Source organism: Dendronalium phyllosphericum CENA369 (assembly GCF_016056275.1).
In the GTDB taxonomy this organism is placed as follows: domain Bacteria; phylum Cyanobacteriota; class Cyanobacteriia; order Cyanobacteriales; family Nostocaceae; genus Dendronalium; species Dendronalium phyllosphericum.
This window is the reverse complement of sequence record NZ_JAECZA010000289.1, coordinates 123345-144568: the sequence shown is the minus strand read 5'-3', so window position 1 is coordinate 144568 and position 21224 is coordinate 123345. Positions and strand designations below refer to the sequence as shown.

Annotated in this window: 19 protein-coding genes and 3 riboswitches; of the genes, 14 read left to right on the top strand and 5 right to left on the bottom strand. The window is 40.8% G+C overall.

Annotation, left to right across the window (positions count from 1 at the left end; translation table 11 throughout):
* The first annotated feature begins 154 nt into the window (after positions 1-154).
* Positions 155-298, top strand: a riboswitch (cobalamin riboswitch).
* A gap of 596 nt (positions 299-894) precedes the next feature.
* The 14 genes from I8752_RS32365 to I8752_RS32295 all read left to right on the top strand — a co-directional run bounded on the left by I8752_RS32365 (position 895) and on the right by I8752_RS32295 (position 15716).
* Positions 895-1095, top strand: a complete 201-nt coding sequence (locus I8752_RS32365; protein ID WP_214436266.1) for a hypothetical protein — start codon at positions 895-897, stop codon at positions 1093-1095.
* 49 nt (positions 1096-1144) lie between these two features.
* Entirely contained in the window at positions 1145-2149 is a 1005-nt protein-coding gene (locus I8752_RS32360; protein WP_214436265.1) for a methyltransferase domain-containing protein, read from the top strand.
* A 15-nt stretch (positions 2150-2164) separates the two neighbouring features.
* Complete coding sequence (locus I8752_RS32355) at positions 2165-3436, top strand: FAD-dependent hydroxylase (RefSeq protein WP_214436264.1); 1272 nt, start codon at positions 2165-2167, stop codon at positions 3434-3436.
* 88 nt (positions 3437-3524) lie between these two features.
* The gene (gene cobW / locus I8752_RS32350) at positions 3525-4583 is read left to right on the top strand and encodes a cobalamin biosynthesis protein CobW (protein ID WP_214436263.1); all 1059 of its coding nucleotides are present in this window, start codon (positions 3525-3527) and stop codon (positions 4581-4583) included.
* Positions 4567-5031 (top strand): hypothetical protein, encoded by a 465-nt coding sequence (locus tag I8752_RS32345; protein ID WP_214436262.1) that lies wholly within the window; start codon positions 4567-4569, stop codon positions 5029-5031. Before cobW ends, I8752_RS32345 begins: the two co-directional genes overlap by 17 nt.
* 18 nt (positions 5032-5049) lie before the next feature.
* On the top strand, positions 5050-5922 hold the full coding sequence (locus I8752_RS32340) for a class I SAM-dependent methyltransferase (RefSeq protein ID WP_214436261.1): 873 nt from the start codon (positions 5050-5052) through the stop codon (positions 5920-5922).
* On the top strand, positions 5919-6071 hold the full coding sequence (locus tag I8752_RS32335; RefSeq protein ID WP_214436260.1) for a hypothetical protein: 153 nt from the start codon (positions 5919-5921) through the stop codon (positions 6069-6071). Before I8752_RS32340 ends, I8752_RS32335 begins: the two co-directional genes overlap by 4 nt.
* A gap of 358 nt (positions 6072-6429) precedes the next feature.
* Positions 6430-6891, top strand: a complete 462-nt coding sequence (locus I8752_RS32330) for a hypothetical protein (RefSeq protein ID WP_214436259.1) — start codon at positions 6430-6432, stop codon at positions 6889-6891.
* 254 nt (positions 6892-7145) lie between these two features.
* Entirely contained in the window at positions 7146-8555 is a 1410-nt protein-coding gene (locus I8752_RS32320; protein ID WP_225896039.1) for a serine hydrolase, read from the top strand.
* A gap of 242 nt (positions 8556-8797) precedes the next feature.
* Positions 8798-8946: riboswitch (cobalamin riboswitch) on the top strand.
* Positions 8947-9253: 307 nt separating this feature from the next.
* Entirely contained in the window at positions 9254-11374 is a 2121-nt protein-coding gene (locus tag I8752_RS32315; RefSeq protein ID WP_225896038.1) for a TonB-dependent receptor, read from the top strand.
* Between the two features lie 37 nt (positions 11375-11411).
* Positions 11412-12284 carry a (2Fe-2S) ferredoxin domain-containing protein gene (locus tag I8752_RS32310; protein WP_214436258.1) on the top strand — a complete coding sequence of 291 codons (873 nt, stop codon included), beginning with the start codon at positions 11412-11414 and terminating at the stop codon, positions 12282-12284.
* 92 nt (positions 12285-12376) lie between these two features.
* Entirely contained in the window at positions 12377-13585 is a 1209-nt protein-coding gene (locus tag I8752_RS32305) for an ABC transporter substrate-binding protein (RefSeq protein ID WP_214436257.1), read from the top strand.
* The gene (locus I8752_RS32300; protein ID WP_214436256.1) at positions 13585-14673 is read left to right on the top strand and encodes an iron ABC transporter permease; all 1089 of its coding nucleotides are present in this window, start codon (positions 13585-13587) and stop codon (positions 14671-14673) included. Before I8752_RS32305 ends, I8752_RS32300 begins: the two co-directional genes overlap by 1 nt.
* A complete protein-coding gene (locus I8752_RS32295) occupies positions 14670-15716 on the top strand; it encodes an ABC transporter ATP-binding protein (RefSeq protein ID WP_214436255.1) in 1047 nt (348 codons plus the stop codon). The genes I8752_RS32300 and I8752_RS32295 overlap by 4 nt, the downstream gene beginning before the upstream one ends.
* 69 nt (positions 15717-15785) lie before the next feature.
* On the opposite strand, the gene I8752_RS32290 is transcribed toward I8752_RS32295, so the two are convergent.
* The 5 genes from I8752_RS32290 to I8752_RS32270 all read right to left on the bottom strand — a co-directional run bounded on the left by I8752_RS32290 (position 15786) and on the right by I8752_RS32270 (position 21169).
* A complete protein-coding gene (locus tag I8752_RS32290) occupies positions 15786-16607 on the bottom strand; it encodes an energy-coupling factor ABC transporter ATP-binding protein (RefSeq protein ID WP_214436254.1) in 822 nt (273 codons plus the stop codon).
* Entirely contained in the window at positions 16582-17394 is an 813-nt protein-coding gene (cbiQ, locus tag I8752_RS32285) for a cobalt ECF transporter T component CbiQ (RefSeq protein ID WP_214436253.1), read from the bottom strand. The genes I8752_RS32290 and cbiQ overlap by 26 nt, the downstream gene beginning before the upstream one ends.
* A complete protein-coding gene (locus I8752_RS32280) occupies positions 17391-17693 on the bottom strand; it encodes an energy-coupling factor ABC transporter substrate-binding protein (protein ID WP_214436252.1) in 303 nt (100 codons plus the stop codon). The genes cbiQ and I8752_RS32280 overlap by 4 nt, the downstream gene beginning before the upstream one ends.
* On the bottom strand, positions 17680-18456 hold the full coding sequence (locus tag I8752_RS32275; RefSeq protein ID WP_214436251.1) for an energy-coupling factor ABC transporter permease: 777 nt from the start codon (positions 18454-18456) through the stop codon (positions 17680-17682). Before I8752_RS32275 ends, I8752_RS32280 begins: the two co-directional genes overlap by 14 nt.
* A 26-nt stretch (positions 18457-18482) precedes the next feature.
* Positions 18483-18622, bottom strand: a riboswitch (cobalamin riboswitch).
* A gap of 366 nt (positions 18623-18988) precedes the next feature.
* Entirely contained in the window at positions 18989-21169 is a 2181-nt protein-coding gene (locus tag I8752_RS32270; protein ID WP_214436250.1) for a GumC family protein, read from the bottom strand.
* Positions 21170-21224: the final 55 nt, after the last annotated feature.

Sequence of the window (21224 nt, the reverse complement as noted above, 5' to 3'; positions counted from 1 at the left end):
TCCTAACAATTTCTGAGGTTGAAAAACTGTTAAAAAAATTGTCCAATAAAAATCCAGAGCAAGCTTTAGTAAAGAATGAAACTTGCCCCGATTAACGACGAATGCCAGTATAGATCGACCATTGATTTTTACGCAAGCAAATCACTGTTGTGTTAAGATGCAAAGGAATCTCGGTTCTAGTGGGGGTCAGCCACTAGAGGTAAGGGGGAAAGTCCGGTGTGAATCTGGCGCTGTCCCGCAGCTGTAATCAAGGTTTACCTTGTGAGTCAGAATGCCCGCCGAAGTTGACTTGTAAATTTTGTACATCTGCGAGGCACGGATGGTTTATTACATGGCGATCGCTAGGTTTGATATTTTGAAAGCACCGCACATTAAAACGCTACAAATGGCGGCTTTTCACGAAATAAGTAATTACAAAAAAACAGGGAGTAGGGAGTAGGGAGTAGGGAGTAGGGAGTAGAGATGTGCTTTAACAAATGTCTTTTGGGGGTCTAACAGCCCCCTAAAAATCAAAAAATTATGTCGAGATACTTAGTACGAGACATAAAAATCTTTATTCCAATTCCATTTCTTTAAGCATGGGTTCCCTACCATTGGTGTCAACTTAAGCTAGAAATAGCTTTGGTGTTGGCTTCCTCACGCGCCAAGAAATAAACTTTACGGGCTTTGAGCTACTGTCTACTGAAGTTAACTCAAAATCTTGGGGAATATTCAGTAATCTAAATATTACTTTTGCTATCAGCAAGGAACTTCAGTTCCTTGCTTGACATCGGTTCTACGTTAATTTGACACCAATGGTTCCCTACTCCCCACTCCCTACTCCCTACTCCCTCTTAATATCTGGCGTGCATAACTTCTGTGTATTTTCGTTAAATTCTGACTCGGTTAATCATCATGCCGAAATATTATCTTCACCGGACTGGGAAGATTCCTACTGCTGTTCATCCTTTTGTCAAACAAACAGGTTTTAGAGAAGATAAGCAGCAACCCTTTCTAAATTTCAGGAAAATAATTCGAGGTTGGCAAAATATTGCAAGTTCAACCTATAGGAAGATTTCTCTTACGATCTCTCGTCTAATTCGGGATGAACCATAAACACATCAACATCTATCAACGGTTAGCTACATAAAAAGTTTTCACAACAATGTCAACTTTATTAGTTTATTTTGTAATTGGTTCTCTTCTGGTTTTACTAATTGGAATTGCGGTTTATTTTCTAACTGCCCGTAAGTATCAATCCTCAGCCACAGTCGCCAATTCCTACGACCAATGGACGCTTGACGGCATCCTAGAATTTTACTGGGGAGAACACATTCACCTCGGTCACTACGGTTCGCCACCAAGACGCAAGGATTTTTTGGTTGCTAAATCTGATTTTGTGCATGAAATGGTTAAGTGGGGCGGTTTAGATAAATTACCTCCTGATACTACCGTCTTAGATGTTGGCTGTGGGATTGGGGGTAGCAGCCGGATTTTAGCGCGAGATTATGGATTTGCTGTCACAGGAATTACCATCAGCCCACAGCAAGTAAAACGCGCCCAGGAGTTAACACCCCAAGAACTAAACGCCCAGTTTGCAGTCGATGATGCAATGGCATTGTCGTTTCCAGATGCCAGTTTTGATGTAGTTTGGTCAATCGAAGCAGGCCCCCATATGCCTGATAAAGCCATTTTTGCCAGAGAATTAATGCGGGTGCTAAAGCCAGGTGGAATTTTGGTTGTCGCTGACTGGAATCAAAGGGATGACCGCCAAAAGCCGCTAAATTTTTGGGAGAAACCAGTAATGCGACAACTGCTAGATCAGTGGTCTCATCCAGCTTTTTCTAGCATTGAGGGATTCTCCGAACTGTTGGCAGCTACAGGATTAGTGGAAGGAGAGGTAATTACGGCTGATTGGACGCAAGCAACCCTTCCTTCTTGGTTAGATTCGATTTGGCAAGGAGTGGTTCGCCCAAGCGGATTTCTGCGTTTTGGACTGTCTGGTTTCATTAAGTCTGTGCGCGAAGTGCCGACGTTTTTATTGATGCGTTTAGCCTTTGGTGCAGGACTGTGCCGATTTGGAATGTTCCGTGCTGTGCGGGCAAATTCACGTACAGAATTGATGGACAGAAACTTTGCTAAGGTAACTCCCTCCAGCTTGGTTAGGTAGCAAGCATTATGACCAATGCGTGAGTTTCAAGCTATGACCTCATTACTGCATCCATCTTTGGCAAACTGCGATGTAGTTATTGTCGGCGGCGGTATTTCAGGTTTGACACTAGCCTGTGGACTGCAATCGTCAGGTTTGCGAATTGTAGTAGTAGAAGCACAACAACAGCAGCAAGCAACAGAGCGATCGCGCGCTTATGCCCTGTCGTCGATGACGAGCAAAATTTTTCGTGATTTAGGGCTATGGTCGCAAATTGCACCAAAAATTAGCCATTTTTCACGGGTATTACTGTCGGACGCAGACTATCCCCACCGAGTTGAGTTTTGCCCTAAAGATTTGGGAGAAGCAGCAGTTTACTACTGTGGTGAGCATAAGGTGCTGATGGCGGCACTTCAGCAACGAGTGGCAACAGCAGCTAATATCATCTGTATGTATGAGACTCAAGTGGTTGAGGTGCGCTATGGAACTGAAACCGCAGAAGTAGTGCTGGAGAATTCCCAAGGTCAACAAGGGTTGCGATCGCAGTTGGTGGTGGCTGCTGATGGTATCAACTCGCAAATTCGCTCTTCTGCTGGCATCGAAACTAACGGCTGGGCTTACTGGCAATCCTGTATCACAGCTTTTGTTGCCCCAGAGCGATCGCACCAGAATATCGGCTACGAGCGTTTTTGGCCTAGCGGCCCTTTTGCAATTTTGCCCTTGCCTGATAATCGCTGTCAAATTGTCTGGATTGCCCCCCACGCAGAGGCTCAGGCAATAGTTGCTCTGCCAAGCGACCAGTTTATGACCGAACTGCGACGACGCTACGGCGAACAAATGGGGAAACTAACCTTGTTGAGCCAGCCTTTAGTGTTTCCAGCACGATTGATGCAGAGCCGTCACTATTGCCAACCGCGCTTGGTGTTGCTGGGAGATGCTGCCCACTGCTGTCATCCGGTGGGTGGTCAGGGGCTAAACATGGGTATTCGTGATGCGGCTGCCCTAGTCCAAGTGCTGCAAACTGCACAACAACACAAACAAGACCTGGGTTCTCTAGCAGTCCTAAAACGCTACGATCGCTGGCGACGCTATGAAAATTGGGTGGTGCTTGCCTTTACCGATATTCTCAACCGCAGCTTTTCTAACCACTGGCTGCCAATTGTTAGACTGCGGCGGCTAGTACTGCGGCTGATGATTTATTGGTCTTTCCTACGACGGCTACTGCTGCGACTGATGACCGGGCTGTGGGGTCGCCAGCCACAACTTGACCACTCATCCTTGGCGGTGTTGCAGAACATAAATATTTGAATTTTAACGCTGGCAATACTGCATGATATCTGCGCTTACAACTTCTTTCTGGCGATCGCTCCTTTAATCAACAAACAACTTATTTTATATGCACAAAATTCCCGTCACAGTCATTACAGGATTTCTCGGCGCAGGCAAAACGACGTTAATTCGCCATTTATTGCAAAACAATGAAGGGCGACGCATTGCTGTTTTGGTGAATGAATTTGGGGAAATGGGAATTGATGGCGAACTTTTGCGTGATTGCCGAGTTTGTGACGACGAAGAAGACCCCAACAGTAATATTGTTGAACTCACCAACGGTTGCTTGTGCTGCACAGTACAAGAGGAATTCTTACCAGCAATGCAGGAATTATTGAAGCGGCGCGATCGCCTAGACTGTATGTTGATTGAAACCTCTGGACTAGCACTCCCAAAACCATTGGTGCAAGCATTTCGCTGGCCCGAGATTCGCACCGGCGCTACAGTGGACGGCGTAATCACTGTGGTGGATTGTGAAGCCTTGGCAACTAATCAATATGTAGGTGATTTAGCAGCCCTCTTAGCCCAGCGACAAGCTGACTCTAGCCTAGAACACGAAACACCGATTGAGGAACTATTTGAAGATCAGCTGGCTTGTGCTGATTTAGTGTTGCTTACTAAGAGCGATCGCGTTGACGAACCAACGCAAGTTAAGGTGCAGGATTGGTTAAAGCAGAACTTATCCCCTGGTGTAAAAGTCATTGCTTGCCAAGACGGTAAAATTAGTAGCGATTTGTTACTCGGTTTCAACGCTGCGGTAGAAGACAACTTAGATAGTCGCCCCAGTCACCACGATACTGAAGAAGACCACGAACATGATGACGGGATTAATTCAGTGCAACTACTACTAGACCAAGCATTTGAGCCGTCTGTCTTGATTAAACGCTTGCAAACATTGGTGCAACAGCAAGAAATTTATCGAATTAAGGGATTTGTAGCAGTTCCGAACAAAGCCATGCGTTTGGTATTACAGGGTGTCGGTAATCGATTTGATTACTTTTACGACCGTCCTTGGCAACCCCACCAAGCCCGTCAAACGCGATTAGTATTGATTGGACGAAAGCTTGAGCAGGTTCGCATTGAGTCAATTGTGTTGGGGGAGGAAGTCAATGCGACCATCCAATAGTGTTTGGCAAGGAAATTTCGGCTACTGGCAAAACAGCTTTATCCATAACAATATATTGGTAATCGGTTACACAGGATGGAAAGGATTTCAATTATTTGGGCGGGGAGTTGTTATTTGTGATGTGGATACTAAAGTTACTCACCCGACAATTACAAGTGTTGATACAGTTTCCTTCACCCTGCAATTTCTTCCTTCCGATCTGATTAGGTTTTACTTGCGATCGTTTCAGGATTGTGGGGCTATATCGCAATCAATCTGCTCATCAATGATTTCATCAATTTCCCCAGCAGTCGCAACATACAATCCCCATCAAGATATTCTTCTGGTGCTAAAGGCTGAACCTCAAATTGAGGTGAATTTTTTACATCAACTAAAAATTACTCCACCCGATTGCTACGAACAAGTTTGCAAGCGATGGTCAGAATTTAACCCAAGCCTAATACCCTAAAACTTACTTTAGTCCCCAATGCTCAAGCCAAAATCAAGCAAAATTCCCAAAGCAACTCGCTACCAAAATGCAGCGATAGATTATTACATGGGACTTACAAATTCCGACTATCTCCATTACGGGTATTGGGAGCCACTACCTACTGCGGGTGAGGAATTGACTCTAACTCGCCTGCGTGTAGCGCAAGCTGCATATACAGCTAAACTTTTGAGTTTTATTCCAGAAGGTACAAAAACTGTGCTTGACGTAGGCTGTGGGATTGGAGGTAACGCAGCATATCTGTGCTCACGCGGTTTCAGTGTTGAGGGATTAGCACCCGACGCACTCCAGCAAGAGAGATTTATTCACAATACCAACGGTCAAGTACCTTTTTACTTAACGAGATTTGAAGATTTTCACAAATCATACTCATACGATTTAGTTCTGTTCAGCGAAAGCAGTCAATATATTGCTGTTGAGGATTTGGCTGAAGGTGCAGCTCGTTTACTGAGTAGTGGTGGCTACTTGCTGCTTGCCGATATGATGCGTTATGATGCCGAATACCGAGAAGGTATTTTTTCTAATTGTCATGTCGCCAGTGAGCTTCAAACAGCGTTGATGCAGACTGGATTTAAGTTAATTAAGAATGAGGACATCTCTACTCAAGTTGCACCAACGATTGACTTGTGTGTTAATAACTTTCGTACTTTTGGGCTGACAACGGTCAAATATATTGCTGATGTTGTGGCGATCGCACTCCCACCATTATACACACTCGGTCGTTGGATATTTAACCGTTGGCTAGAAAAGCCAATTACTGAGGGGTTAGCAGCACGCGCTATTTTTGAGAGCCATTTGCGTTATTCTATCCAACTTTGGCAGTTATCAATTCATGAGGTTAATTTAAAATGACTACAGAAATAAACACTCAAGATTGGCAACAATATTTTATCGCCACTAATTTATTAGCAATTGGTTACAACGCTTGGAATAGATTATTTAGGAGGAGAACGCGGTGTGGTAATTTGCAGCACCAACTCCCCGCATTTAGGTACAGCTAGAAGACTCATCTCAAATAAAAAGAAACCTTCTGGTTTTACCATTCTCTTACAATTGCGATTTACAGAGGGTTCATAGCAAAGTTAAGGACTCTAATATTAGAGTTTTAAACAGCTAAATATTATTTAAACAGTGGATAATTAGATTTCATCTATTTCCCTTATTTTCATGTATTTATAATTAATGAATGTTAGGATTTTCATGTAAATAATTATTAATTATTTCTCATGATTACTACTGGGCATATTAATATTTTCTGAAAAAATAATTAAAATTTGATTTTGATGGTAAAAATAGACTGACATTGAAAGTTGAGGATGTTATGGTTGTGCAGTCCAATTGCATATTTGGGAGAAAGTAGTGAAAAAACTACCCCTAATTTTATTTGCAAGCTCAACGTTTGTTAGTTCGTTGTTACTGAATTTATTCTTAGATAAGTCTGCCAAAGCAGATAATCCGAATCAGGAGAAATTACCTGAGAATGCTTCCACAAATAATCCTCATACAGCTACTTTGAATTGTCAGCGTCAAAACTGTACTGGAAATGTACATTTAGCAACTTTCAATCGCCTATTTATGGCAAAAGCCGATAATACTCAGGCTAATAATCAAAAGGTGATAGAACTAAACATGACAGATGAAGAAAGTGATGCTGCGATCGCTAAATTTGGTTGTGACTGTCCGAAAGCGATAAATGCGTTACGTCAGACAAGGGGAATCACTATCGGAGTTGAAGGTGAATATCTTTCACAAACAGAGAAAATCACACCTTGTACAGATAAAAACACACAGACTGATTCTCAATCAACTAATTCTCAATAATAAAATCTTAGTTTCATGGGTGTTTCTATAGTAATTTGATCAAGCTTTGTCCACCCGTTTTTAAAACGGGTGTGAATGAAATTATACTGGTTTTCATAAAATTCAATCTATTTTCACTACATAAGTTTTTCTTGACTATCTAAAATTCTTGACATTTGATATTTTCTTACTTATGATTCTCAATCAGTTCTAATGTAATTTACTATCTGAGAAAATCTCTCTAAGTAAATTCAATCATATCCTCACCATACTGTATGAAATTACGCTGGTTTTTACTGAGCTTAATTAGTATTTTACTGCTATCCTCACCTGCAAGAGCAACTCGATTAGAATCTTGGCACTTTGACCCCACTCAAAATCAGCTTGACCTAACCACTGACTCAGGTATTCAACCGAGAGTTTTTTTAATTGATAACCCTAAAAGACTTGTTATTGATTTATCAGGTACTATTTTGGGCTATTCTAAAACCAAACAAAGCTTTAGTTCAGCGATTCGAGAAATTCGGGTAGCACAGCTTGACCCCCAGACAACCCGACTCGTAATTGAATTAGCACCTGGTTATACTGTCTCTCCCCAAAGTGTAATAGTTAGAGGAGATTCTGACTCTCATTGGGTCGTAAAACTATCATCAATTGAAAAAATGTCTGCAACGGGAGTTGTAGAATGGGGAATAGAGACTGGAGAACAGTCCTCTCAAACAGCAATCCCCATTACCCCTAATCTCCAGAAAAAGGCCCAAGTTCTCTTATTCCAAACTAAAGCGCCTCTACAAGATATTGCAACTATTAATCAGCCCAGTCCACCAGATATACTGACTAAACCAATTAATGCTTCTATGTTTGCTGGGGTAGTTCCTTTCGGTGAGGAAATACCACAACTAAAATCTCAAATTAATGCATTGATGGCTCGTTATAGTTTCCTGAAGCCAGGGATGTTTTTTATGGATTTAGAGACAGGTAACTATTTGGATATTAGTGGCGATAAAGTATTTCCAGCTGCGAGTACAATTAAGTTCCCAATTCTGATTGCTTTATTTGAGAAAATAGACGCTGGCAAAGTTAAGCTAAATGACACCTTAGTAATGCGGCGAGACTTAGTTGCAAGTGGTTCTGGAGACTTGCAGTATCAACGTGTAGGAACCAAGTTGACTGTGCTACAAACCGTCAACAAAATGATTAGTATCAGCGACAATACCGCTACAAACATGATTATTGACCGTTTGGGTGGTAAAGCAATATTAAATCAACGGTTTCGTAGTTGGGGATTGAAAAATACTGTAATTCGTCATTTGCTGGGAGATTTTAAGGGAACCAATACGACTAGCCCTACAGATTTAGTAAAATTGTCAGCATTGATTCAGTATCATAAGTTAATTTCAGATGCAAGTCGCTCCCAGGCTCTAGACATTTTAAATCATTGCCATAACAAAAAGTTGCTGGCTGCTGGTTTGGGTTCAGGAGCGCTAATTGCTCATAAAACAGGGGATATTGGATTTGTGATTGGGGATGCAGGTATTGTTGAGATGCCTAATGGCAAGCGTTACTTAGCAGGAATTTTTGTCAGAAGACCTTACAATGACATCAGAGGTAGGGATTTTGTTCGTCAAGTTTCCCGACTGGTGTACACATATCTAAACCAACCAAAATTAACCCAGCTACCTTAAGGAATCTAGATTAAACGAAATGCAAAACTGTTGTTTTATAGCCTTAACAAAGGTTTTTTAGGAAGATAAAACACTTGACGAAATTAAATCTACAATCACCGTCAAGTCCCCTGTACTAACAGTTAGGGGGCTTATTTTATGCGTGTTAACGTGGGTATTAAGTATAATTCCATATCTAGCAAGTGATATGGAGAATCAAAATTATTACTGATTGAATTTACACGCAGACACTAATTATGGTAATGTGACACATGATTGTCGGTTCTGATGGGGAGCAGCCATCAGGCGTAAGGGGGAAAGTTCGGTGTAAATCCGGCACTGTCCCGCAGCTGTAATGAGACGAAGATAAGTGTCTCCAAGTCAGAATGCCCGCCGAATCACTCTAGACATAAAACACTTATCTGCGAGGTACAGATGATACATATAGTTAAAGTATTTCATGGGTACAGATATAGATTTAACAAAGTACCCTCTGCAATTACTACTTCGCTTTGCTGTTAGTAACGACACTCAATTTTAGATTGTCCTAATAGGAATTTGGGTATCCATAAGGAATATCACAGAGTCTTTTTTGTTATCCGAATAGTATCCAGGATGATTTAGATATAGCAATGCATTGCAACAAGCTAATTTCAGCCTAAATCTCAAAACTCAATAGCACAAATCAATATCTGCATTTACTGAAAACGAGGAGTTTCATGTCCACTTCCCGTGTAGTTACTTATTGTGAATTTTTCTCAAAAATCTTCGTTTTTACCGCAATCTATGGGATGGTATGTGGGGGATACATAGCCATTGCTAATCAAGTTCAACAGATATCTGAATTTCCCAAGTATGAAGGTTCTGCAAGAGACTTGAAACCAGTTGCACAAACAACGCCCGAAAATATCCCAGCGTCCACAGAAGAAAAAGAACCAGATATTGAATTAACAGTCATCGACAGACTACTTAATGAACCTGTTTACTCACCCTTTCGCCGCGAAGGGACAGTGAAAGATTCCACTCGTCCAGTTTACGTGATTACAGGTGAAGAGATAGAAGCGCAAGGTGCAAAAACTGTTAGAGAAGCACTAAAATTCCTTCCAGGTATCTTACCTGATGGTACAGTTGGCACGGAGGTAAACGCCTTAAGCGGTCAATTTATTCGAGGTTCTAACTCTGCACAAGTCTTGATTTTGCTTGATGGTAGACCAATTAACGAACTTGGTTCTGGTGGTTTTGACCTTTCAGAATTTACTACCAATATCGTTGAAAGAATTGAAGTATTACCAGGTGGTGGTTCTACCCTTTATGGTTCCGATGCTATCGGTGGGGTGATTAACATTATCACTCGTCGTCCTACAGAAAAAGTTACGACACAAGCAGGTGTTAATTTTGGCGCGTATGGGTTAAATCAGCAGACTATCAATAGTAGCGGAAAAATAGGAGATATTGGTTGGGTTGTTGGTTACAACCGTACCCAAGCAGAAAATAACTACCCTTTTTCCATCCCAGAAGCTAATTTCGAGGGAACCAGAAAAAACAATGATGTTCTCTACAACAACTTTAATGTCAAGTTGGAGGCGAATTTAGGAAAGCGCGATACTCTAACCCTCTCAACTTTGTACTTAGGTAAAGACCAAGGAGTACCAGGAGGAGTCTCTATTCCTGAACCATTGTACGGTCAAGGCTATTTTAACTCGTTGACTGATAGCGATCGCAAATACACAGACCAAGTTCTCACCGATTTAACCTGGAACTCAAAATTAGGAGGTGGGGATGACTCACTGCTAACAGCAAAAGTTGATGCAGATTTCCTCAACACTCGTTTTGATAGTCGCAATTCATCCCAAGCACGATATGATAACAGGCAAGCTTCTTATGGATTACAAGTACAACATAGTTGGAAATTTGCTGATAATCAAACCCTAGTTTATGGCTTTGATTACCGCAATGTATCGGCTACTAATAGTACATTCGACTTTTCTGTTGATACAAAAACAGTCACTTACGACGATAGCATTAGTCAAGGAGCGCTATTTGCTAGATATGAAATTAACTTTACTCCTAGTTTCACTGCTAACTTAGGTTTACGTCAGGATTTTAGCAGCTTGACAAATGGCTCTTTTACATCACCAAGTATCGGGGCAAAATTTGCTCTGACAGACTCTACCACCCTGAGAGCTAACTATATCAAGAATTTCCGTGCGCCGAATCTTTTCAACTTATATGCCAATGGTAGTACTTACGTTGGTAATCCTAATCTGCGTCCAGAGAAAGGCGATAGTTATGATATTGGAGTTGACCAAAAGCTAGGCGATTTTGGTCTGTTACGTTTGACATATTTCAATAACACAATATCAGATTTAATCGCCTATAACTTTGCTGTTCCCATCGCTACTTACGAAAATATTGGAAAAGTTCGTACTACAGGAATTGAAGCAGTTTTAAATTTGCAGTTAGCCAAAAATGTCTATGCTTTTGTTGGTTATACAGCGAACGACCCGCGAATTTTAAAAAGTACAAACTCTGCCGAAGTCGATAAAGAGTTACGATTTGCGGGTGCAGACAGTTTAAACGCAGGACTTTCTTATGAAACTTCTCAAGGCTTATATGCTGGAATACTGATGCATTCTTTAGGTGCATATCCAATAAACAATACTAATACAGAATCTTTACCTGGGTACACTACTTTTGATTTCAAAATGCGTGTACCTCTAAGTGAGAGCTTGATATTTACAGGTAGTGTAGATAATATCTTTGATCGACGTTACCAGTTGTTTCCTGGTTATCCTGATGGGGGGAGAGTTTTTCAAGTTGGGTTGAGTTCTACATTTTAATAGAAGTAATTGTTGATCGCGCAGAGGAGAGTTTTAAATGGCTGAATTTAATTGTTGGGTAACACCACTAAATAAAATCGTCACTGAACCTTTATCTACAGGTGGAAAAATTGAATATGAATATTTTGATTCGAGTACCGATGTTTTATCGTCACTACTCTACACTCTATTTCAGCAGAATTGGCAGCAGGTAGGGGTAGGGCATATCGTTCAAGGTGGTGTATTAGAATTAGAATTTAATGCTCCACCTAAAATTTGTATCCTCTATGATGGATATCTCACAGTAGTGACAGAAGGTTGGCATTTACACCTATGTATAGAGGCTAATTTAGGCGGGCCTCATTGTCAGACTCCTTTGGAATTAAGGCAACAACGTCAAGTAAGTCGTGCTGCATTTTACCGACGATTTAATGCAGAAAGTATCCCTAGAAGTTGGGGAATCGATTTTTGGAATGGTGCAGATGAAAACCTCATGACTATTTTCTTGCCAAATCCATACGTGGAAGGTGAAAATTTGTTACCAGAAGGCAAGCCTAATTTATCAAAGTTAGCTTTTTATGAGGAACTACGAGATATTTATGTATTGGGAAAAAAACCAATACCGTTTACCAAAAATCCCTTAAAGCATTCTTATATTTCCGTGTGTACCTCTACTCGCTGTCTTCCTTCCCGGAAGTGGCAACCCACATTTGATGCTTTAAAATCAGCAGTTGAAAAAGCAGGCGTAGAAGTGGAAGTAAGAACATCTGGCTGTTTAGAAGTTTGTCAATTAGGGCCAGTTGTATTTTATTCTGAAGACAGGACTTGGTACACTCGTGTTAATTCAAATGTAGCAGAAACTATTGTCAATGAACATTTGGTCAAAGGTAATAAAGTTGTTGAATATTGCTATCCACCAGATTCAGTATAATTTATAGTTTTTGAAATCTCATACCAAAATATAAAGCAGTTTTCTGAGTATCTCACGCAGAGAGAGATAAAAATCACATTTCTCTATAAGCCATGAAATTGGTTAAAACAACTCACTCAAAATCGATTAAATTTTTATGCCAATTCTTTTTATTAGCCACTTTAATCATTGCCTGTCATAGTACGACAATTCCCACATCTACTAATGGCTGCATTCAAAACTATAATCCCAATCAAGATTACTTTCCCAACAAAATCAAAATCACCTACGCCACAGGTTTGGCGGTAAAATATCATAACAACTACAAAATAATCACAATCAAAAACCCTTGGCAGAATGCCAAAACCCAGTTTCAATATGTTTTAGTTCAATGCGGAACTCCCACACCAAAAGGATTTAATCAAGCACAGGTAATTACAGTTCCTATTAATTCTATAGTTTCTTTATCTACAACTCATTTACCCCATTTAGCTAAATTAGGTGTAGTAGATAAACTGGTTGGTATTAGTAATAGCAAACAAGTCAGCACTCTTGATGTAGTTGAGAGAATTAAAGCCGGCAAGATTACACAAGTAGGTAATAATTCTAATGTAGATATAGAAAGGCTATTAGAATTAAATCCCGACTTGGTAACAACTTTTGGCACAGGAAATTCCCAAACTGATAGTTATGCCAAACTCACAGAAGCGGGTTTAAAAGTTGGGGTAAATGCTGAATATATGGAAGATACGCCATTAGGAAGAAGTGAATGGTTAAAATTTACGGCTTTATTTTTCAACCAAGAAGCCAAAGCAGAAAAGATATTTAATGAAATTGCTAATAAATATGAACAAATAGCTCAAAAAGCTCAATCTGTGAAAAACCGTCCGAGTGTATTTGTTGGCTTTAACTTTAAAGGTACTTGGTTTATGCCAGGTGGTAAAAGCTATGTAGCCAAATATCTCGCTGATGCAGGAGGTAACTATCTTTGGAGTAACGATCAATCTACTGGTAGTCTCCCGCTTTCTTTTGAAGTAGTTTTAGAACGTGCTGCTAATGCTGACTACTGGTTAAATTTTAGCCAATCTTGGCAGAGTTTAAAGGATTTAGTCGCAGAAGATAATCGCTATGCTGATTTTAAGGCGGCGAAAACAGGCAATCTTTATAATAACAATGCCCGTGTCAATGAAAGTGGAGGTAATGATTACTGGGAAGGCGGAATTAGTAACCCAGATATAGTTTTATCTGACTTGATTAAAATCATGCATCCAGAGATATTACCTAATCATCAACTGTTTTATTATCACAAAATTTTTAAATAATGTTAAGCGAAAAATATAAATTTAAAAATTCTCTATTTAACCAAAAATCTCCAGTTATAAAAAGCATTATTTTCTCAAGTTTACTAATAGGTTTACTATTTGCCTTTTTATTGGACTTAGCTTTAGGTTCAGTCTCTATTCCTATTCATGAGGTCATCAATATTCTACTCGGACAAGAGCCAGAAAAAGCAACATGGGCTAATATTATTCTCAAATTTCGCTTACCTAAAGCTTTAACTGCAACTTTAGCGGGTGCAGCTTTAGGTGTGAGTGGCTTACAAATGCAAACCTTATTTAAAAATCCCTTAGCGGGGCCTTTTGTGTTGGGAATTAGTTCTGGTGCAAGTTTAGGGGTAGCGTTAGTTGTGCTGACAGCAAGTGCGATGACACCAACATTATTAGCAGATTTGGGGATAATTAGTGATTTTGGTTTAGTGATAGCAGCAAGTCTTGGCGCAGCATTAGTTTTAGGGATGATGTTAGTTGTTTCTCGCCGAGTGCAAGAGACAATGACGCTACTGATTTTAGGGTTATTGTTTGGCTATGCTACGAGTGCAATTGTGAGTATCTTATTGCAATTTAGCTCAAAAGAACGCATTCAAAGTTATATTATGTGGACTTTTGGTAGTTTTTCTGGGGTGACTTGGAAACAGTTAATTGTGTTAATCCCAGTGATAGTGTTGAGTTTATTGACAGCAGTGTTGCAATCAAAATCTTTGAATGCACTTTTGCTGGGTGAATCTTATGCGCGGAGTTTGGGTTTAACGGTGCAGAAAACCAGATTTTCAATTATTACTAGTGCATCTATATTAGCAGGGGTAATTACGGCTTTTTGTGGCCCTATAGCGTTTCTAGGTGTGGCTATTCCCCATCTGTGTCGCAGTCTATTTATGACTTCCGACCATCGAATGTTAATCCCTAGTGTCATAATCATGGGTGCAATCTTAGCGTTAATTGCTGATTTGTTTTCTCAACTGTGGGTAAGTCAGATGGTTTTACCTTTGAATGCAATTACGGCTTTAATTGGTACTCCTGTTGTGACTTGGGTAATTTTGCGGCGTAATTCCCAAAAATCTTTTCCGTCATGAGTAGCCAAATTTTAACAACTCATAATCTGACTATTGGTTACAAAACATCCCGAAAAAATGTTCGGTGTGTTGCATCGGATATTTCTGTGTCTCTTTTAGCTGGGGAATTGGTGTGTTTACTGGGGCCGAATGGTGCGGGTAAGTCTACATTAGTGCGATCGCTCGCCGGAATGCAACCACCTCTAGGGGGTGAGGTGCGGTTGTTGGAGGATGATATCTATAAGTTAGCACCGCCAGAATTAGCCAAGCGTTTGAGTTTGGTACTTACCGAGAAAGTTGATGTGGGAATGCTATCAGCCTATACTCTGGTGAGTTTGGGACGACATCCTTACACTAACTGGTGGGGAAATTTGACATCAGAAGATGAGGCTATTGTACATTGGGCGATAAAGTCTGTAGGAGCAGTACACTTAGCACAACGTCAAGTGAAGGAACTCAGTGATGGCGAACGTCAAAAAATTATGATTGCGCGTGCTTTGGCGCAGTCGCCTACGGTGATGTTGCTGGATGAACCAACGGCATTTTTAGATTTACCGCGACGAGTAGAAATTATGCAATTGTTACGTCAGTTAACACGGGAAACTAATCAAGCAATTCTCCTTTCCACCCATGATTTAGATTTGGCTTTGCGTCTAGCGGATAAAGTTTGGCTATTAACAACTAATGGAATTTTACATATTGGCGCACCAGAAGATTTGGTCTTGAGTGGTGCATTTGCTGATACTTTCAACAGTGAAGGCGTAGAGTTTGACGTTAATTCTGGTGATTTTTATCTTCATACATCCCACAAAGGCGAAATTAATTTAATAGCTGATGAGGGAATTGTTGTTGAGTGGACTATTCGCGCTTTACAAAGAGTTGGCTTTAGGGTTAAACAATGTGAAAATTTCTCTGTTGTTCAAAACGTTAAGCCAACACAAATTTCAGTAGAAGTGATATCAAACTCAGAACAAGTTTTATGGCGGATCACAAATAACAAAACTGTATATGCTCATCATTCATTGTATGAGCTAGTTAAATTTTTGAATTGTTTATCTATATAGAATATATATGTCATTCGTTAGAATTCAGCATGAATTGTAGTTCTCTCTAACTGTAGAATTAGACAAATCCTAAAATAATTCTAATATTCGTTGTTGCACTCGTTCTCTAACTACTCCTGACTCACCAGATAATCCATCAACTAACATCTTATATATCATTGGTATGCCTAACTCTAATTCTTCTAAAAGTGTTCGCTGGCTAAATACATCTTGAGGTTTACCTTCTAGCATCAATCGTCCTTTATCCATAACAAAAACCCAATCTGCCCACTGATAGACTAAATCTAAATCATGAGTTGCCATTACTAAAGTAGTTCCATTTTGATGAATTTTTTTCAGAGTTGCTATTAAATTACGAGTATGTTTTACATCTAAATAGGCAGTAGGCTCATCCAGCACCAACAGTTCTGGTTGTAGTACCATCACATCTGCTATGGAAACTCGCTTTTTTTGCCCTAAACTCAGATGATGTACTGGTCTTTCTGCTAAAGTAGTTAGTTCAAATTCAACTAATGCTTGCTCTACTCGGTCTTTAATTTTGGGTATTGGTAAACCTAAATTACACAAACCGTAAGATATATCTTCTTCAACAGTAGAAGCTACTAATTGTTGTTCTGGATCTTGAAATACTAACCCGACCTTCTGCCGTAATTTACCAAGAGAATTTCGGTTATAATTTAACGGTTCACCACGCCACCGGACAATGCCATAATCAGGTTTATATAGACCATTAGCTAGTAAGAATAGTGTTGTTTTACCACAACCATTCTGACCAATTAACGCACACCTTTTACCTGATGGAATCTTCAATGTTAGACCATTCAAAGCTGATTGTTGTGCGCCTGAATAAGTGTAATATATCTGCTCAAATTCGAGTAAATATTCCTGCATTTCGCCAAAAGTCCAATACTATTAATACTACACAGCCGAAAATGGCTTCGATGATATATCGTAATTGAGGACGATAGCGACGGGGATGCCAAACTCGAAATTCACTCACAAAACCCCGTGCTTCTAGTCCGAGAGAGAACTGATTATATCGTTGTAAGGTTCGCTGTAATAGTTGTCCGATGAGTATTGCTAAACTTTTCATGCTAATAGCAAGAGTGCGGTAGCCACCACGGGAATTTTGTGCTGTCCACAATTCATTGGCTGTGTTCAGCAGAATGAAAATAAACCGATACATTAGTAACAATAAATCGGTTAACAGCACTGGAAATCGTAAGTAACGTAGAGTTTGTAATATCTCTGTGAAAGGGACAGTTAACATGAGAAAATATAAGCAAGAAACAGAAGCTAATGCTCTAGTTAAAATTCCCAATGCTTGGATACTGCCATTATGACTGATATAAATATAGAAGTGTCCGAGAGTTAGTCCATACCACGAATCTAATTTGACGCTTTGTAAATCAGTAATGGTAACTCCATTCACCATTAGGGCTGGTAAACTTGTCAAACAAAAAACTATGGTGAACATTAACAATCGAAAATAAACCCCAGCCGGAATTCTGGCATAAACAACTGTCCAAGTACTCATCCAAAGCGTTATCAAAATTTGCACTAGCGGATGGGTTGCAAGGGAAATAGCAAGAGTAGTAAATGCAAAAATCAGTTTATGTTCTGGTGGCAATCTTCGCAGTCGATTAGTGTAAGCTAACGTATCTATTTGCAGGCTCATTCTTCACGTTTTTGTTGTTGGGAACGTCCTTTATATAACCCAATTGCATAACCAACGACTCCAGCACCCAAAGCCGCTTGCGAAGCAAATAATAAACTTTCTATTTCTCCACTAGCAGGTTCAAAAAACGATTTAAACCAGGGTTTATATCCAGGTTGTATTTCAGTAATTGCTTTTTCGGCTTTGTCATCAGAACCAGCAAATTCTCCACCACGTACAAATATTAACGGTGCAACTGCTAAAGCTAATACAGCTACTACCAACAGCCAGTTACTTAACCCTTTTTTAGACTGATTCATTTCCTTGGGGTTCCCGTTTGATTAATTTCAGCAATTCTAATTCTTGCGGATTATAAGATTGCAGCCAGTTCCACACCAATACAGTTAGCAATCCTTCACTAATTGCTAGAGGGACTTGAGTTATGGCAAAAATTCCGGCGAACTTGGTAAATGAAGCGATAAACCCACCAACAGGTGCAGGAAAAGCTAGGGCCAGTTGGATAGAAGTGATAACGTAGGTGAGTAAATCAGCGATCGCTGCTGCTAGAAATATGGCGATTTTTTGTTTACCACCCAACTTGATTGTCAAATTATATATCCAGTAAGCTGCAAATGGCCCGGCGATCGCCATCGAAAAAGCATTTGCACCCAATGTCGTCAAGCCACCGTGCGCCAGTAACAAAGCTTGAAACAACAATACTAAACCACCCAAAACCGACATAGTAAGGGGGCCAAACAGCACCGCACCTAACCCCGTCCCCGTAGGATGAGAACAGCTACCTGTGACGGAAGGGATTTTCAACGCTGACAGCACGAAAGTGAAAGCACCAGCCAAGCCTAGTAGTAGTTTTAGTTGTGGGTTAGTTTGGGTAATGCGATTGAGACTACGCAATCCTAATAGAAAAAACGGTAATGCCACAACCCACCAAAAAATTGCCCATTGCACTGGTAAAAAACCTTCCATAATGTGCATGGCGTAGGCGGGTTTGGGTAAACCAACTACCAGATAAAAACTGATAACTCCCATTAGGGTTAGACTTACTAAAGCCTGTTTTCTTTTCATAATCTGTACCTCGCAGATTTATGTAAACCAATTGATTCTAACCGGCGGGCATCCTGACTCACCTATTTTAGGTTTACAGTTGCGGGACAGCGCCGGATTTGCACCGAACTTTCCCCCTTGCGTCCGATGGCTGCTCCCCATCAGAACCGATTAGAGTAACTATATCACCGTTACTAAATTTTGAGCCGCGATTTTTTACCCCCCTTCGGGGCGGGAGTGGGGAGTAGGGAGTAGGGAGTAGGGGAAGAAATTAGCCCCGAAAAAGGTTAAAGCCTCGCCCGCAAGTGGCGCGAAAAATCCTTGTATTGCACAAGATAGGTTGAAACCCCGCCCCGAAGGGGGCGGCTTAGTTTCCCTACTCCCTACTCCCTTTTATTTAACATTGAACGCCTTACTCACCTTGCACGTAGTTGTGGATTTGACATCTCTATTTCTAGATGCAAGATGTGAGTCAGCCTAATTACCTGTCTAACTGCTAGGGTAGACTGAGAAAAGCGATCGCTTTCATCGAACCAAACTACTCTGATGATTCTTAGTTATTGCTGGCACTAACTGAAACTTCTTCTGCGTCTTCAATTTCCGGTTTTGGTTGAGATGAATTTGCAGCGGGTTCCACAGACGGAGGCGCAGCAACAATAATATCAGCACCATTAATAATAACTCCTAACAGCCCTAATTCCGATTCAACTAATTGATCGATCGCTTCACCTAACATATTTTCTTGGGTATAATTCGGTCGCGCTACTAATACAATGCCGTCGCTGTAAGGTTGAATTAATAAAGGATCGTTAGATAAGCTCAAGGGACTAGTATCTAATAAAACCAAATCATAACGTTCTCGCACATCTTCCATCAGCCGTCGCATTTCGCTAGATTCTAAAATAGCAGCAGATTGACGCACGGGGCCGGGACTGGGAATAATGTATAAATTTTCGACATCCGGAACTAAGCGGATACATTCGCTCAACCTAGCGTAATAGCGCAGGGGTTCGATAGTAGCTTCGGGGTCAGGAGTAACCCTTAAAGAAGCAGAGCGAGAAGGCGATCGCAAATCTGTTTCAATAATTAAAGTTCTTTTGCCAGCACGCGCGCAAGCTACGCCCAAGTTGTAAGCACTCGTTGTCTTACCTTCTTGGCTGCTAGTGCTACTAATCAATAAAACCTTCAATTTATTACCACCAATCCGGCGCAAATTACTGCGGAATTTTTCATAAAACTCTAAATAGAGAGAATCCGGGGAAAATACCACTGGGATCGCATCTTTATCCAGATCGTCCACTGGCATTAAAGGTATTTCTCCCAACAGCACAACTTCCCGCTGCTTGAGACTGTCGCGAATATCTTCCTGAGTTTTGAAAGTACCTTCCAGCGACCCCAACAAAAAGACCACACCACCACCAACTATTAATCCTAAGAAACCACCAACCCCTAAAGTGACAGGTACGCTCTTAGGTTTTTTGGGGTCCATCATCACAGTAGGAATTCTAGCAACACTGAGACTACTGACGGTTTCTGCTTCTGCTGTTTGAGCATCGGTAAGCTTTGCCTGCATTTGGTCGTAGACTGTTTTTTTCAGCCCTACTTCTTGTTCTAAACGCGATCGCTCTAATTGCTTATTTGGTATCTGAGAATACTCGAACCGCAACCTGGCTTCATCACGAATTTGCTCGGTTAATTGTTGTTGCAACGTCTCTCGCTGAGTTTGCAAAGCTACCATCTGGTTTGCTAACTGCTGCCTTGCGGGATCTAAATTGCTTTGAGCGCGGATACCTGTAACACTTCCAGCTAGAGGCGCTGCCGTCCCGCCACCCCCGATTACCTCAGCTGCTCGTTGTTGGAGTAATTCCTCAGTCGCTTGTTTTTGACGCTGCAATTGAATCATCGTTGGGTGTTCTGGTCGCAAATCTTTACGCAGCAAAGCAATTTGTGATTCTGTTTGGTAAATTTGCCCGCGCAATTGAATCAAAATCGGATCGGCACTTAAAGCAGAAGAAACATAAGCTTGGCTGACATTTAAACCTAATTTATCTTGCAAACTGCGAATTTGGGCATCAATCCCAGAAATAGTGAATTGAATTTGCCGTTGCTGACCTTGGCTGAGAGTAACTGCATTTAGCAAACTACCATTCTCAGCTGCTAATATAGCTGGTCGCTGGATGCGATCGTACTGTTCTAGCTTCTTCTCCGCTGCTTGTAGTTCTGACTTCACCTGCGGCAAGCGTTCATTAATTTTTTGAATAATTGCTCTTAGTCGCCCTGTATTAATCTCACCACTCAGTTGAATCATGGTTTGCATTAATTCCTGCAATACCTGTTGGGCACGCTTGGGGTCGGTATCTTTATATTTCAGGTCAATAATTGTAGATGCTGTTTCTCCCGGTTTGGCTTTTTCTGGCAATTTCAGAGCAACATTCGTACCAATAGTTTTCGGCTTAACATTGACCTTTGCTGCCACAGTTTCGATAATCTGGTCTGATAGCAAAACTTGTTCGCCTAATTCTTGGCCTTGTTGCTGAATTTCAGTACCTGTTGCCGAAAAAGAAACTGGTGGACGATTGTAGGTAAGTGCGCCATCAGCTACATAGCTAGCCGGTGGTTCTGGCTGTATGGCCACCACCGTTGACCCTGCTACAACTAAAGCAAAACTGGCTAATCCAATCCATTTATACTTTTCAAAAGCAATAAGATAGCGCTTAACAATTGGTGGGGTCATGGCAGAAGCACATATAAATAATAGTTAGTTGTCAGTTGTTAGTTGTTAGTTGTCA